We start from the raw sequence: 13174 nt of genomic DNA on the forward strand, positions 1-13174 counted from the left end.
GTCACACCTCCACGGGGCTGCCCTGGGCGGCACGGGCGGGAACGGGTTCGTGGTGCCTGGGGACCGCGGCCGGTGGCCCGGCCTGCGGGGTGGTACCGAGAAGCCTGAGCAGGGGGCCGGTCATCGCGGTCGTCGCCAGGGCCATCACCACCAGGACGGTGAGACCGGCCGAGCTGATCAGTCCGGACTGCCAGCCGATGCCGGCGACCACCAGTTCGGTGACGCCCCGGCAGTTCATCAGCGCACCGAACCGCAGCGCCTCGGTGCGGTCCAGGCCGATCAGGCGGACGGCACCGCCCGCCCCGGCCAGCTTGCCCACCGCCGCGGCCAGGACGACGCCGGCCAGCAGCAGCCAGTGCCGGATGTCGGTGCCGAGCTCGCCCACCGAGACGGTCAGTCCGACGCCGGCGAAGAACAGCGGCAGCAGCACCGCCTGGGTGAAGCCCTGGAGCTGCTGGTGCAGACGGGTGACCAGCACCGAGCCGCGCGGCACGGACATGCCGAACAGGAAGGCGCCGATCACCGGGTGCAGACCCATGGCCTGGGTGAGCCCGCCGTAGCCGAACGCCCCGGCGAGCAGCAGCGGCAGCACCAGCCGCTCACCGCGCCCGCCGGCTTCGACGCGCCGCAGGAACGCGGCCAGCGCGGGGCGCACCAGCAGCCAGGTGGCCGCGACGAGCGCGGTCACGAGCAGCACCGTGACCACGACGGGCCCGGTGCCGCCGGAGCGGCTGACGGCGAGTACGGCGGTGAGCACCAGCCAGGCGATGCCGTCTCCCACCGCGGCGGTGAGCAGGGCGAACACCCCGGTACGGGTGGTGTCGAGCCCCAGGTCGACGAGGATCCGGGCGAGCACGGGCAGCGCGGTGACCGACAGCGACAGACCGAAGAACAGCAGGTAGGCCGTCTGGTGGGCGTGCTCGCCGCGCAGCACGCCGGGGGCGGCCGCGGCGAGGGCCGCGCCCAGCAGGAACGGCAGGCCCATGCCGCCGACGACGACCGCGCCGACCGCCGTACCGCCCGACCGCGCCCCGTCCAGCCGCAGCTCGCAGCCGAGCAGGAACATGAAGGTGACCAGGCCCAGTTGGGCGGTGGTGGTCAGCGCGGAGGTCACGCCCGGGGGCAGCAGCCAGTGCCCGGCGGCGGGCCACAGCCAGCCGAGGGCGGACGGTCCGAGCAGCAGTCCGCCGAGGATCTCCCCGATCACCGGCGCCTGGCCGAGCCGGCCCACCAGCAGGCCGCACAGGTGGCTGAGCAGCACCACCAGGGCGACGGCGAGCAGGAAGCGGGCCAGAGGGTCCGCGTGCAGGCCTGTCACGACGCCACCCCCTCGGGCGCCACGTGCGGCCCCGGAACCGTGCCGCCCGGCCAGGCGGCGAACCCCCGCGCCCCGTAGAGCAGGGGGACCCCCGGCTCCTGGACGACACCGGTCACCTCACCGATGACGACAGTATGATCGGACACCTCGGAAAGATCCGAAACCCGACATTCGGCCACGGCGAAGGCGTCCTCGGCCAGCCAGGGCAGCCCGGCGCCGGGCGAGGGCCGCCAGTCGACCTGCCCGAACCGGTCCTGTCCCGGCCGGGCGAACACCTGCGCCGCCCGCCGGCCGGCGTCGTGCAGCAGGTTCACCGCGAAGACGCCGGACGCGCGCAAGGCGCGCAGGGTCTCGCCACGGGTGGTGAGGCAGACCGACAGGGTGGGCGGCTCGGCGGCGACGCTCGACAGCGAGGAGCAGGTCAGCCCGCGCGGCAGGCCGTCGGCTCCATAGGTCGTCACCACGGCGACCCCGGTCGGGAAGGCGCTCATGAGGGCACGGAAGGCCTCCGGCCGGGCGGGACCGGTGGCGGGTGGCGGGGAGTGGCGGGGCACTGCTCGAACAGGGGTCATGGGTGCGTCCTTCGGAGGTCGGGGCCGGGGCACGTCCGGTGGGGTGCCGGGTGCGGCTGCGGGGGTGCTCGCGCAGTTCCCCGCGCCCCTTGAGGGAACTGCGCCCGACTCGGCCGGCTCCGCACCCGTGACAGGTCAGTGGATCGACGTCAGGTACTCGTGGCAGCTGGGCAGCGTCCGCACCAGGCGGTCCGCGTCGGAACGCAGCCGGGCCAGTTCGGCACGGGCAGCCGTCGGGTCGACGTGGGCGAGCGCGGGACGGGCCGCACGCGGCTCGTGGCCGAGGCCGAGCAGCATCGTGATCCAGGAGTACTGCTCGAAGCCGTGGTAGTACGGGTAGATCGCGCGCTCGTCCAGCAGGTGCGAGCGGGCCATGTCCAGCTTCTCGGCGAGGCCGTCGGGCAGCCCGCGCAGCTTCGCCTCCTTCCAGTACGGCGTGTCGTCGCGTCCGGCCGCCACGTAATGCAGCACCAGGAACTCCTTGACGCCGTCCAGGACCCGGGCGACCCGGCGGTTGTAGTCGTCGGCCAGGCTCGGGTCCCAGCGCTCGTCCGGGAAGTGCTTCACCAGCTGTTCGATGCCGTGCTGGATGAAGAAGATGCCCGTGGACTCCAGCGGCTCGACGAACGCGCTGGACAGGCCGATGGCCACGCAGTTCTTCACCCAGGAGCGCTCGTTGCGGCCGATGCGCATCCGGATGTGGTTGGCCTCCAGGTCGTCCTGCCCGGGCGCGGCGAACGCGCGCAGCGTGCGCTCGGCCTCCTCCGGGGTGCAGAACTCGTCGGAGTAGACGTATCCGTTGCCGTTACGGCCGTAGAGCGGGATGGTCCAGATCCATCCGGCCTCCATGGCGGTGGCCGTGGTGTACGGCCGCATGCCCCGCTCGGCCTGGTCCGGCTGCGGGACGCGCAGCGCGACCGCGCGATTGTTGGGGAGCACGTCCTGGAAGGAGACGAACTTCTCCTCCAGGGTCTGGTTGATGAGCAGTCCGCGGAAGCCGGTGCAGTCGATGAACAGGTCGCCGGCGAGGGCGCCGTTCTGCTTGGTCATCACCTCGGTGAGCCAGCCGCGCTCGTCCGTGCGCACCTCGACGACGTCGTCCACGACGTGGCGGACGCCCCGGTCGGTGCCGTACTTGGCGAGGAACCGGGCGAGCAGGCCCGCGTCGAAGTGGTACGCGTACGGGAACTGCGCGCGCTGCTCGTCCAGGGTGGAGCGGCCGAGCGACTCGTCCAGGCCCTGGGCGAACAGCGAGCCGTCGAGCATGCGCGGGGAGCGCTGCGCCTCGCACAGCGCCGGGGTGACGAAGCAGGCCTGGTCGAAGCGGAGGCTGCGGTCGCCCTCGTGGAGCCACCAGTCGGCCAGCGTGAACCCGTCGGACATCCGCAGGCGCTCGAAGGGGTGGTAGAAGTGGTCGCCCACTTCGCGCCAGTTCTCGAACCGGATGGCCAGCTTGTAGGAAGCGGCGCAGTGCGGCATCCACTCGCGCTCGTCGAGGCCGAGGTAGTCGAAGAAATGCCGGACGGTGCTGAAGGTGGCCTCGCCGACGCCTATGCTCGACACCCGGTCGGATTCGACCAGGGTGACATCGATCCGGTCACCGAACGCCGCCTTGAGATACGTGGCGCTCATCCAACCAGCGGTTCCGCCGCCGACAATGACAACTGACTTGATCACGCTGCATCTCCTGTTCGGGGTGTTCGAGCCCGTAACCGTGCAGCGAAGCTATCGAGGAGCGCTTTTCTTTCGTTATCGCATTCTTTCGGCCAGCACCTCGGCCCCGGAACGGATACGGACGACGACGTCCTCCGCGTCCAGGACGGCCAGGGCGCCCACGCAGCCGTCCACCCGGGGCAGGTCGGCCATGGCGATGCCGGGGCGCGGCCCGGGCCGGTCGTCGTGCCAGACGGTCACGGCCGGGGGCCGGTGCGCGGGACTGACCGTGAAGGAGTCCATGGGGGTGTTCAGCCCCTCCCCCGTCGCCTTGAGCACCGCTTCCTTGCGGGTCCACAGGGTCAGGCAGGCGGCGGCCCGCCGCTCGACGGGCAACGCCTCCACGGCGGCCCGTTCGGCGGGGGTGAGGACCAGCTCGTACTCCACGGGGATGCCCGGTTCGGCGGGCGGCACGGAGCGCTCCACGTCCACCCCGAGCGGGTGCCCGCGCGTCACGGCCACGGCCACCAGGTCTCCGGAGTGCGATATCGACAGCTCCCACTCGGCCACGGCGCCCGCCGGTCGCGGTTTGCCGTGCGGGCCGCCACAGCCAGGGCAGCGGGTGCGCAGCGCGACCTCCCCGGCGGGGATCCCGGCGAGCGAGCCGAGCGCGGCCCGGGCCAGCACCCGGCCGGTGACGAACAGGGCGAGGTCCTGTTCCACCAGGAACTCCGCGCTGCGCGCCCGCTCGGCCTCGTCGAGCAGCCCGAAGTGCTGCTCAGGGCTGGTCAGCCGGCTCGACAGCCACACATCGCAGGTGACCGTGGGCGCGCGGGATGCGGGCGGCACGGTCGGGTTCAGGGTCAAGGAAGTCATCGGCGTCCCGTCTGCGCGCTGCCGTTCTCGGTGCGTGGCCGAGGGCCGGTACCTGGCCGGGGCCCCGTGCGTGGACGGGGCCGCCACGGTGGCGATCCTTTCATTCCGCCGGCACCGCCGACAGTCGGAGAAACCTCCGAACACACGGAGGAAAACCCCCTGGACAGCGCCTTATCAATCGTGCTCGGCGCGTGAAGTGCGGACGATAACGAGGCGAAGTCCGCCCTTCCTACTGTCCATTCCGCAGCGGGCGCCACGGTCGTGAAACCGGTGGGCGCCCCGGGACAGGGAATTTTCCACGAGGGGGATACACGCGATGAAGCGCACGTGGAACAAGCACATCCATACGGCCGGCCGTCTGCTCGTCGGCGGGGCCGCCGTCCTCGCCGTCGTGCAGGCCGGTGCGGGCCTCGGCCACCGCCACCAGGGCGTCGTCCCGGCGCACGCCGTGGCCCTCGCCGCCAACCAGGACTGGGGTGTCGTGGCCGACGGCAGCCCGGTCACGGCCGCCAACCAGGACTGGGGCGTCGTGGGTGACGGCACCTCGGTCACGCCCGACAACCAGGACTGGGGCGTGGCACCCGTCCACACCGGCCGGACGGTCCTCGCCGCCAACCAGGACTGGGGCGTCGTGGCCGACGGCACCGGCCGGACGGTCACCGCGGCCGACCAGACCCTGACCTCGGTCACACCCGGCAACCAGGACTGGGGCTGAGGATGACGGCACGACCGGGCACGCTCCCGGCGGGCCCACCCGCCCCCGAAGCGGACCGCCGCTGGCCCCGCCTCCTGGACACCGTGCTGCGCGGGCGGGATCTGACCCCCGCCGACACCGCCTGGCTGATGGACTCGCTGCTGCGCGGCGAGGCCACCCCGGCACAGATCGCGGGGCTGCTCGTGGCCCTGCGCGCCAAGGGGGAGACGGTCGATGAGCTCCAGGGCCTGGCCGACGGCATGCTCGCGCACGCCGTGCCGATGCGGGCGCCGGACGACTGCGTCGACGTCGTCGGCACGGGCGGCGACGGCGCCTGCACCGTCAACATCTCCACGATGTCCGCGATCGTCGCGGCCGGGGCCGGCGCCCGGGTGGTCAAGCACGGCGCCCGGGCCGCCAGTTCCCGTTCGGGCTCCGCCGACGTGCTGGAGGAGCTGGGTGTGACGCTGCGGCTGCCGCCGGAGCGGCTCGCGCGGCTCGCGGAGACCGTGGGCATCGCCTTCTGCTTCGCACCCGACTTCCACCCGGCGATGCGGCACGCTGCCCTGCCCCGCCGCGAGTTGGGCATCCCGACCGTCTTCAACGCCCTGGGCCCGCTCACCAACCCGGCCCGCCCCCGCGCGCTGGCCGTCGGCGTGGCCGACGCCCGGCTGGCCCCGCTGATCGCGGGTGTGCTGGCCCGGCGCGGCACCGAGGCCCTGGTCTTCCGGGGCGACGACGGGCTGGACGAACTCACCGTGACGACCACCTCGCACGTCTGGTGCGTCAGCGACGGCGGGATCCGCGAGGAGCGCTTCGATCCCCGGGAGACGGGCATCCCGTTCGCCCCGGCCGAGGCCCTCCGCGGCGGAGACGCGGCCCACAACGCCGAGGTGGCCCGCCGGCTGCTCGCGGGCCGGCGGGGCCCGGTCCGTGACGCGGTCCTGCTGTCGGCGGCCGCGACACTGGCAGCCGCCGCCCCGTCCACCGCGCCACTCGCCGACCGCCTGCGCCCGGCCCTCGCGGCCGCCGCGGAGTCCATCGACTCCGGTGCGGCGGAGGCGGTACTGCGGGAGTGGGTCCGCGCGAGCGCCGCGCCCGCGCCGGGGGAAGTCCTCGCGAAGGCGGCATGACGGCCGTACGAGCGGTGTGACGTCCGTGGGAACGGGTCGGCGAACGGGGCCCGGGACGACGGAGAGGGGGCCCGGACTGTCCGTCCCGCGCCCCCTCTCCGCCGTCCCGGGCCCCTTCCCTTCAGGCCCTCACGCCGCCGCGCTCAGCTCCGCCAGCTCTCGCTCCACATCCGCCTCGGCCTGCTCCAGCTCTCGCGTCCAGTACTCGTTGAGCTGGGTCGCGAAGTTCTTCCGGAACATCTCCAGGCACCACTTCCGCCGTCCCGGCTCGCGCTCGTGCTTGACGAAGAAGGCCAGGTCGGCGGGGACGATGTGACGCATCCCCAGCAGCGGAAGCGGGCTGGTGAAAGGCCGGAAGTCGTCGTTGTGCAGGCCTGTGGTCTCGTGGTCGGGCCAGAAGTCGCCCACCATGAACCCGGCCTCGACCCACTCCGGCTTCAGCGCGGTGTGCACCCGCTCCACCATCGCCTTCAGCTCGTCGTCGGGCAGCCCGTACGGTACGACCATGTTCACCAGGTAGATCCGGTCGCTGCCCAGTTCGTCGGCCCGCCGGCGCATCCGCGCGAGCAGCTCCCGCGCGAGCGCCATGAGCGCCTCGTCACCGCGGGTGGCGTCGAACTCGACCATGTGCACGTAGTCCCGGCGCAGCGCCTTCACCATGTACGGGCACACCACCCCGCTGCGGCCGAGGTCCGGGTGGGGGCGAGGGGTGTATCCCGAGACCCAGTCCTGCGCCTTGGTCATCAGTTCACCTGACATATGCCCTCTTTTCGCGTATCAGCCGTGATCATTCCGGCCGTCACGCTAGAGACACCCGCTATCCGGCAGACATCGTCTGGGTTTCCCCGGGGCGCGAGGGAAAGGGAGGTCACGCCAAAGCATGGCGCGCTTGCGCCCACGGCGATCCGCAGTTCGGCGGCCAGAGCCGGACGGTCGGTAGGTCAGGCCGGCAGGCTCCAGGAGCGGCCGTCGGGTGTTCCGAGCCACACGCGTTGGGTGCCGTCCGGTTCCACGGTCAGGCCGAGGTCCGAGTGTGGGGGCGAGCCTGCGTCCTGCCAGACAGTGAGAGCGTCTTCCACCTGATCCCAGAGCCGAAGAGGGCCGTGCTGGTGCACGGTCCAGCCGCCTCCGGTCGGTTCGGTCCACGCCTGTGACCCGGTGGCGACGTCCACGAGGATCACGCCCGTGCCAGTGGTCATGAGTTCGGCGGACGGTGCGGCGAGCTGAGCGAGGAACTGCCCGGTCCAGTCTTCCAGCAGTGCGGGGTTCACGCGGGTGGCGCGGGTGTGGCCGGGACGCTGCTGGAAGGTGGGTCGGGGTGGGCGTTCGTGAGGGCGGGCGAGCATGTAGCTGACCTGGTCGGGGTGGAAGCGGCCGGTGGCGGTGCCGTCGTCCTGGACGGTGAGGCGGACAAGTCCGGAGGCGAGCATCCATCCGCTGATGGTGGTGGTGATGGTTCCACCAGCGCGTACTTGGTACAACCAAGCTGGTGGGATGTGGCGGACGGCGCAGGTGGCCACGATGTGGTCGTATTCGGCGTCGTCCTTATGTCCGGTGAGGCCGTCGCCGGTGATCAGCGTGGGGTGGTACCCGGCGGCGTGAATGTGGTTGGCCGCCGCGGCGGCCAAGCCCGGGTCGTACTCGATGGAGTACACGTTGTTGTCGCCGAGGCGGCTGCACAGGATGGCGGTGGAATAGCCGGTACCGGTGCCGATCTCCAGGACCTTGTGACCTTCGCTGATCCTGGCGACGTCGAGCATGCGCACGATGAGGGAGGGCAGCGTGCTGGACGAGGTGGGGCGGCCGGTGACGGGTCCGACGGCGTCGGCGGCGGTGGTGCCGTCGACTTGGGTGACCCAGGTGGTGTCCTGGTAGACGAGCCCCAGCCACTTTCCGGGATCGGTCCAGTCGCGGTGCACCGGGGTCCACTGGCGGCCGTCGAAGTGGAACAGGCCGTTGCCCAGGAAGAGTTCCCGGGGCACCGTTTCGAGGGCTGTGCGCCATGCCGGGTCCTCCACGGGGACTGCGGCGGCGAGTTGGCGGCGCAGGTCGGCGGGGTCGGTCATGCAAGGGCTCCATGCTCTAGGCGGTCGGCGATGGCGTGCTTGATGGGAGCAGTGATGTGGTCGGGAAACCAGGCCCATTGACCGTTGGGGTTGCACTCATACCAGTGCCAGACGCCGGCACGGTCCAGGCCGAAGTCGAAGGCGCCGAAGCTGAGTCCGAAAGCATCGAGGTAGGCGCGCACTCCTCTGACGATGGCCGGGGGGACGGGCACGGCGGTGTAGGCGAGCCGGTCGTAGTGGCGGCGCCAGTCCACGCCAGGTGAACCGTCGATACGGACGGCGGTGAGGTGGTCACCGACGGCGGTGAGGCGGATGTCGGCGGACTTGCCGACGCGCTGCTGAAACAGGTGCGCGGTGTGCCGTAGCTGGCTGTCGATCTGGCCTGGGGTGACGTCCTCGATCCACACGGTCAGTGCGCGGCCGGTGTCGTCGGTGTACTCCGATTCCCTGAGCGGCTTGTAGAGGACCGGCCCGTGTTCAGCGGCGAAGGTGCGGGCGCGTTCGGGGTCGTTGGTGATGAGCGTGGGTGGCACGGTGAAGCCGCAGGCCGCAGCCGTGGCCAGTTGTGCCGGCTTGTACTCGGCGTTCCGGTTGCGCCATGGGTGGTTCAGGTAGTGCGCGCCGGGGAGAGCGGCGAGAATGCCGCCGAGCCCGTAGCGGGCTTCTTCGACGACCCAACGGCCGGTTTGCTCATCCATGGCAAGGTCGGCGGTGTAGGGGGTGGGCCGCCGCCAGTACACCGAGCGCACGTTCCCCAGGTCGACGCTCCGGGACACGGTGGCGAGAGTGCCGGTGGCCCCGGTGCTGTCGAAGGTGCCGGACAGGGTCACCTCGCGGGGAAAGTCGCCGGGGTCCAGGCGGACCACTGGCACACGACGCTGGTTCAGTTCGGTGATCACCTCATCCGCAGTCGCGTCGTCCAGGCGCGTGACGACGAGGACGGGCGGCCCACCCGCAGCCATCAGTCAGAGTCCCCGTTCTGGTCGCTTCCCTGGTCCGGAGTGCCGTCCAGGCTGGTCTTCGTACTCGTCTCCTGCGACGTCTCCGACCGCTTGTGCTTGGCCTCCGCCGTCAGCGGTGCGCCGTCGGGGCCGACCCACGCGGGGACCTGCGTGTGGGGGTCGAGGACGGGCCGGGCGGCGGAGAGGACGGCCGCAGTCGGGTAGGGCCGCATGCGTCCGAGTCCCCAGGGCTTGACCTGATGCAGTGACGTCGAGGGCTGTTGCATGAGTCTCCTCATCTTTCAGGTGATCCGACAGTGACATCGCCGCCCGGGGCTTCCGGACGGCGCGAGGGGCTTGGCCGGGCATCTGGCGTGAACGAGCGTTGTGCCCCGGCCGGGGGTGGTTGGGCCGTCCGCTCCAGGGGATCGAGCGGGCGGCCGTTGCGATCCCCCTCGGGTGTGAGGGACCGTCCCGCGCGCTGCCGACGACCGATGGACGGATGCGGGGGGGCGTCCGATGGCCGAGGACGTAGCGGCCAGTCGTCCGGTCCGGGAAGGGTTCAGGGCTATGGCGCTGCGCACACCGGCGTGGATGGCTGTGGGGGCCGGTCCAGTGTGGCGAGAGCCGCTACGTGGGGCTCCTTGTCGGAAACGGAGTACGCAGTCGGGGTAGACCCCGTGTGGACCTCGTCAAAGACCATGGACACCACCAGCCCGAGCCCAACGGCGACGGCTCCCAGGAGCCCGGCGCCGGCGGTTACCCCGTCGGCTTGCAGCATGCGGTGGCCACAGGTCATTGGCCGCCGACCTTGATCGCGATCTCAGCCCAGACGCGCTTACCCCAGGGAAGGAGATCGGTTCCCCAGCGGTCGGAGAGGGCGTCGACCAGGAGGAGGCCACGGCCGCCGATAGCGTCTGGTCCAACGATGTGCAGCTCGGGCACGCGGCGGGACGTGTCTACCACTGCAATGCGGAGCCGGTCAGGGCGTGGCTGCTCAGTGACCACCCGGACGCTGTGAGAGTGACCGTGGCGAACTGCGTTGGTGACCATTTCGGAGATGAGGAGCGTGCCGGTCTCTGCGGCGTCCTGGTCCATGCCCCACGCCGCGCACGCCTCGCGGACTATCTGACGCGCCGCCGGAACACTGGCGGCCTCGCTCGCGAGGGTGATGCTCTGGCGCGGGTATTGCCCTGGACTCACTTGCTCGTTGGTCATGGTCATCGTCACGCCTTGGTCGGGCTGATGGGGCGAGGGCCCGCCCGCACGCCTCGGAGGAGAAGCGTTCGGGCAGGGCGGCGCCGAGGTGCGTTCACGGGTGCACCTCCCGGCTGCTGACGGTCAGTCAACACGTAGAGAAGGGGATGGGGAGACTCCAGAAAGTGACTCCAACACGGAGTCAGGTCAACGGCGTTGGCCTTAGCATCGGCTCCATCCGCTACCTGGGGGAGTTGCAGATGGACCGTCTGTCACCGGGCCCGCGTGAGGTCGTCGCCGGTCTGCTCGGGGATGAACGCCTGCTCCATGCGTGCGCCGAGCGGGACATGGGCGTGGTGTTTCGGATGCTCAATGCGCGCGGTGTCAGTACGCGGCGCATTGCTGCCGCGGTCGACATCACGCAGGGGCGGCTGTACGACTACATGAACGGCAAGTGCCGGGTGGAGAAGCTGACCCTGTTTGAGCAGATCGCCGACGCCTTCCACATCCCCGGCCACATGCTGGGGCTGGCTCGACGATCATGGGAGCCTGCGCCAGCGACCGCCGAGCACGAGCGGACGGATCGGCCGCCGCCGGACGGTGACGACCTGGTGGCGATGGATCATTTCCGCAGCGCTGACCGTCAGACCGGCGGCGGCAGGTTGTACGGGGCTGTCGTCCGGCACCTGTCGGACCGGGTGGCGCCCCGGCTGGTCGACATCGGCAGCGGTCCGCAGGTGTTCGCCGCCGCAGCCGCGCTCACCGAGATGGCGGGCTGGATGGCTCACGACTCCGGTCATGATGACCGCGCGGCCCAGCACTTCGCCCGCGCTCTCCCTCTGGCCCGCACCTCTGGTGACCTCCCGTTGGCCGCGCACGTCGCTGCGAGCAGCAGCCACCTTGCCCTTGAGACCGGGGATGCGGCCGGGGCTGCCGGCTGGGCGCGGACCGGGCTGGAACTGGCCGTGCAGGGGCCTCGGATTCCCGCGCTGACAGCGCGGCTGCACACCATGCAGGCACGTGCGCTGGCAGTCGCGTCTCAGCGCTCCCTGGCCGCCCACGCGCTGGAGGCCGCGCACCGTGACCTGGAGGCTTCGCCCGCTGCTGATCACCCGTGGCTGAGCCCGTTCGATGCGGCCGCGCTGGCCAGCGAGTCAGCCCTCGTCCTGCGTGACCTGAAGCGGTACGACGAGGCGCTGTTGCACGCCGAACAGGCTGTTGCGCTGCGCGGGGCGGGGCGGGCGCGGTCCCTGGCTCTCAGCCGGATCAGCCTGGTGGACATCCACGTGCGCCGCGGTGACCTCGCCGCTGCGGTGAGCGTCGGCCACGACCTGCTCAGTATGAGCCCGACTCTCGGTTCGGTCCGGGTGGTGCAGCAGCTTGACGGGCTAGGACGGCTGCTGGAGCCGCACCGGGGGTACCGGCCGGTCCGGGAGTACCTGGCGCGGTTCGATGATGCGCGCCGCGCCAGAATGCTCCTGCTGGCTGATCTGATCCCGACGTCCCCTGGAGGCACCACCGTATGAGGCCCCCAGCACCTGATCCCGCCGACGCCGACGCCTGGAAGGCGTACCTTGCGGAGGGGAACGCCAAACAGGCCCGCAAGCGCGTGGCGGCCGACGTGCTGCTTCGGGACCCGTCCGGCCGTGTGCTCCTGGTGAACCCCACTTACAAACCGGGATGGGATCTGCCCGGCGGGATGGCGGAGGCCAACGAGCCACCTGAGGACACGGCACGCCGTGAACTGGTGGAGGAACTCGGCGTACGCCTCACGCTGCTCGGGCTGCTGGTGGTGGACTGGGTGCCCCCGCACGGTCCCTGGGATGATCAGCTCGCGTTCGTCTTCGACGGCGGCACCCTGGACGAGGACCAGGCCGACCGGCTACGGCCGAGAGACGACGAGCTGTCCGAAGCCGCCTTCGTCACGGCCGCCGAAGCCGCCGAACGCCTCCGGGACCGCACCCGGCGCCGGTTCGAGCACGCCCTGAAGGCACTGGACGCCGGACGGCCGCTGTACCTCCGCGACGGCGCACCCTTCATGTGACGATCGCGTCGCCCAGCTCCGACGCCCGAGGCATGGCTGCTCTCATGGCTACGTACGTAGCCGTACGCTCCCCTTCGAACCAGTGTGGCCCAGGGGCCAGCGAGGCCCGCCAACACGCGAGAAAGGGCGCCTGACCTGCGTATTCGCTAGTGCGAAGCCTAAGCGGCAGACGAGCCGGGCTGTACGCCGGGTTCTGTTCCCCGGTGTCCTCGCGGGCGCCGGGGCGACGGCCATCCATCTAGGGCCGGTGTTGCCACCGGCCTCGTGCGGTCTACCCGCGGACTCGGGCGGGCAGCCCTCGAACGTCCGCGCAGAAACACCGGAGTGTTTCCTCTTGACCTTGCTCCGGGTGGGGTTTACCTAGCTGCCCAGGTCACCCTGGGCACTGGTGGTCTCTTACACCACCGTTTCACCCTTACCGAGGGCCGAGGCCCCCGGCGGTCTGCTTTCTGTGGCACTGTCCCGCGGGTCACCCCGGGTGGCCGTTAGCCACCACCCTGCCCTGTGGAGCCCGGACGTTCCTCGGGAAGCCCCCTAAGGGGACTCCACGCGGCCGCCCGCCCGGCTCGTCTGCCGTGTCGACCATGGTACCGGGCGCGTGCCGCGTCGCGGACCCGCGGCCGTCGCCAGGACCGAGCCGGCCAGGATGAGGGCGAAGGCGGCCAGCACGGGGAGGGTCA

At 71.3% G+C, this 13174-nt stretch carries 13 protein-coding genes and 1 other RNA gene; 4 read left to right on the forward strand and 10 right to left on the reverse strand.

Going from position 1 to position 13174, the window contains the following annotated elements; all coding sequences use genetic code 11:
* Position 1: 1 nt before the first annotated feature.
* The 4 genes from OO52_RS38105 to OO52_RS38120 form a co-directional block, all read right to left on the reverse strand.
* Complete coding sequence (locus OO52_RS38105; RefSeq protein ID WP_051816231.1) at positions 2–1318, reverse strand: cation:proton antiporter; 1317 nt, start codon at positions 1316–1318, stop codon at positions 2–4.
* Positions 1315–1890 (reverse strand): flavin reductase family protein, encoded by a 576-nt coding sequence (locus OO52_RS38110; RefSeq protein WP_048910369.1) that lies wholly within the window; start codon positions 1888–1890, stop codon positions 1315–1317. The genes OO52_RS38105 and OO52_RS38110 overlap by 4 nt, the downstream gene beginning before the upstream one ends.
* Before the next feature lie 135 nt (positions 1891–2025).
* Positions 2026–3567: a tryptophan halogenase family protein gene (locus OO52_RS38115; protein ID WP_030655654.1), complete on the reverse strand. Its 1542-nt coding sequence runs from the start codon at positions 3565–3567 to the stop codon at positions 2026–2028.
* A 72-nt stretch (positions 3568–3639) separates the two neighbouring features.
* Complete coding sequence (locus OO52_RS38120) at positions 3640–4419, reverse strand: 4'-phosphopantetheinyl transferase family protein (protein WP_053212754.1); 780 nt, start codon at positions 4417–4419, stop codon at positions 3640–3642.
* A 316-nt stretch (positions 4420–4735) separates the two neighbouring features.
* On the opposite strand from OO52_RS38120, the gene OO52_RS38125 reads away from it, so the two are divergent.
* Both OO52_RS38125 and trpD read left to right on the forward strand, forming a co-directional pair.
* The gene (locus OO52_RS38125) at positions 4736–5134 is read left to right on the forward strand and encodes a hypothetical protein (RefSeq protein WP_030655660.1); all 399 of its coding nucleotides are present in this window, start codon (positions 4736–4738) and stop codon (positions 5132–5134) included.
* Between the two features lie 2 nt (positions 5135–5136).
* Positions 5137–6246, forward strand: a complete 1110-nt coding sequence (trpD, locus tag OO52_RS38130) for an anthranilate phosphoribosyltransferase (RefSeq protein WP_030655662.1) — start codon at positions 5137–5139, stop codon at positions 6244–6246.
* A 129-nt stretch (positions 6247–6375) separates the two neighbouring features.
* Here the strand turns inward: trpD and OO52_RS38135 are convergent, their stop codons facing one another.
* The 5 genes from OO52_RS38135 to OO52_RS38160 all read right to left on the reverse strand — a co-directional run bounded on the left by OO52_RS38135 (position 6376) and on the right by OO52_RS38160 (position 10477).
* Positions 6376–6990 carry a DUF6875 domain-containing protein gene (locus OO52_RS38135; protein ID WP_051818954.1) on the reverse strand — a complete coding sequence of 205 codons (615 nt, stop codon included), beginning with the start codon at positions 6988–6990 and terminating at the stop codon, positions 6376–6378.
* A 197-nt stretch (positions 6991–7187) separates the two neighbouring features.
* Complete coding sequence (gene tgmC / locus OO52_RS38140; protein ID WP_030655668.1) at positions 7188–8312, reverse strand: ATP-grasp peptide maturase system methyltransferase; 1125 nt, start codon at positions 8310–8312, stop codon at positions 7188–7190.
* Positions 8309–9274 (reverse strand): ATP-grasp ribosomal peptide maturase, encoded by a 966-nt coding sequence (gene tgmB, locus OO52_RS38145; RefSeq protein WP_030655671.1) that lies wholly within the window; start codon positions 9272–9274, stop codon positions 8309–8311. Before tgmB ends, tgmC begins: the two co-directional genes overlap by 4 nt.
* Positions 9274–9540: a putative ATP-grasp-modified RiPP gene (tgmA, locus tag OO52_RS38150; protein WP_030655673.1), complete on the reverse strand. Its 267-nt coding sequence runs from the start codon at positions 9538–9540 to the stop codon at positions 9274–9276. Before tgmA ends, tgmB begins: the two co-directional genes overlap by 1 nt.
* Positions 9541–10048: 508 nt before the next feature.
* Positions 10049–10477, reverse strand: a complete 429-nt coding sequence (locus OO52_RS38160; RefSeq protein WP_030655678.1) for an ATP-binding protein — start codon at positions 10475–10477, stop codon at positions 10049–10051.
* A gap of 233 nt (positions 10478–10710) precedes the next feature.
* Here OO52_RS38160 and OO52_RS38165 point away from each other — a divergent pair, with 233 nt between their 5' ends.
* Positions 10711–11976: a helix-turn-helix transcriptional regulator gene (locus OO52_RS38165; RefSeq protein WP_030986023.1), complete on the forward strand. Its 1266-nt coding sequence runs from the start codon at positions 10711–10713 to the stop codon at positions 11974–11976.
* A complete protein-coding gene (locus tag OO52_RS38170) occupies positions 11973–12494 on the forward strand; it encodes an NUDIX domain-containing protein (protein WP_030655683.1) in 522 nt (173 codons plus the stop codon). The genes OO52_RS38165 and OO52_RS38170 overlap by 4 nt, the downstream gene beginning before the upstream one ends.
* A gap of 166 nt (positions 12495–12660) precedes the next feature.
* Here OO52_RS38170 and rnpB read toward each other — a convergent pair.
* Positions 12661–13063: RNase P RNA component class A (gene rnpB / locus OO52_RS46260), an RNA gene on the reverse strand.
* Positions 13064–13174: the final 111 nt, after the last annotated feature.

Origin of the sequence: Streptomyces flaveolus (assembly GCF_000716535.1) — a bacterium.
Taxonomy (GTDB): domain Bacteria; phylum Actinomycetota; class Actinomycetes; order Streptomycetales; family Streptomycetaceae; genus Streptomyces; species Streptomyces flaveolus_A.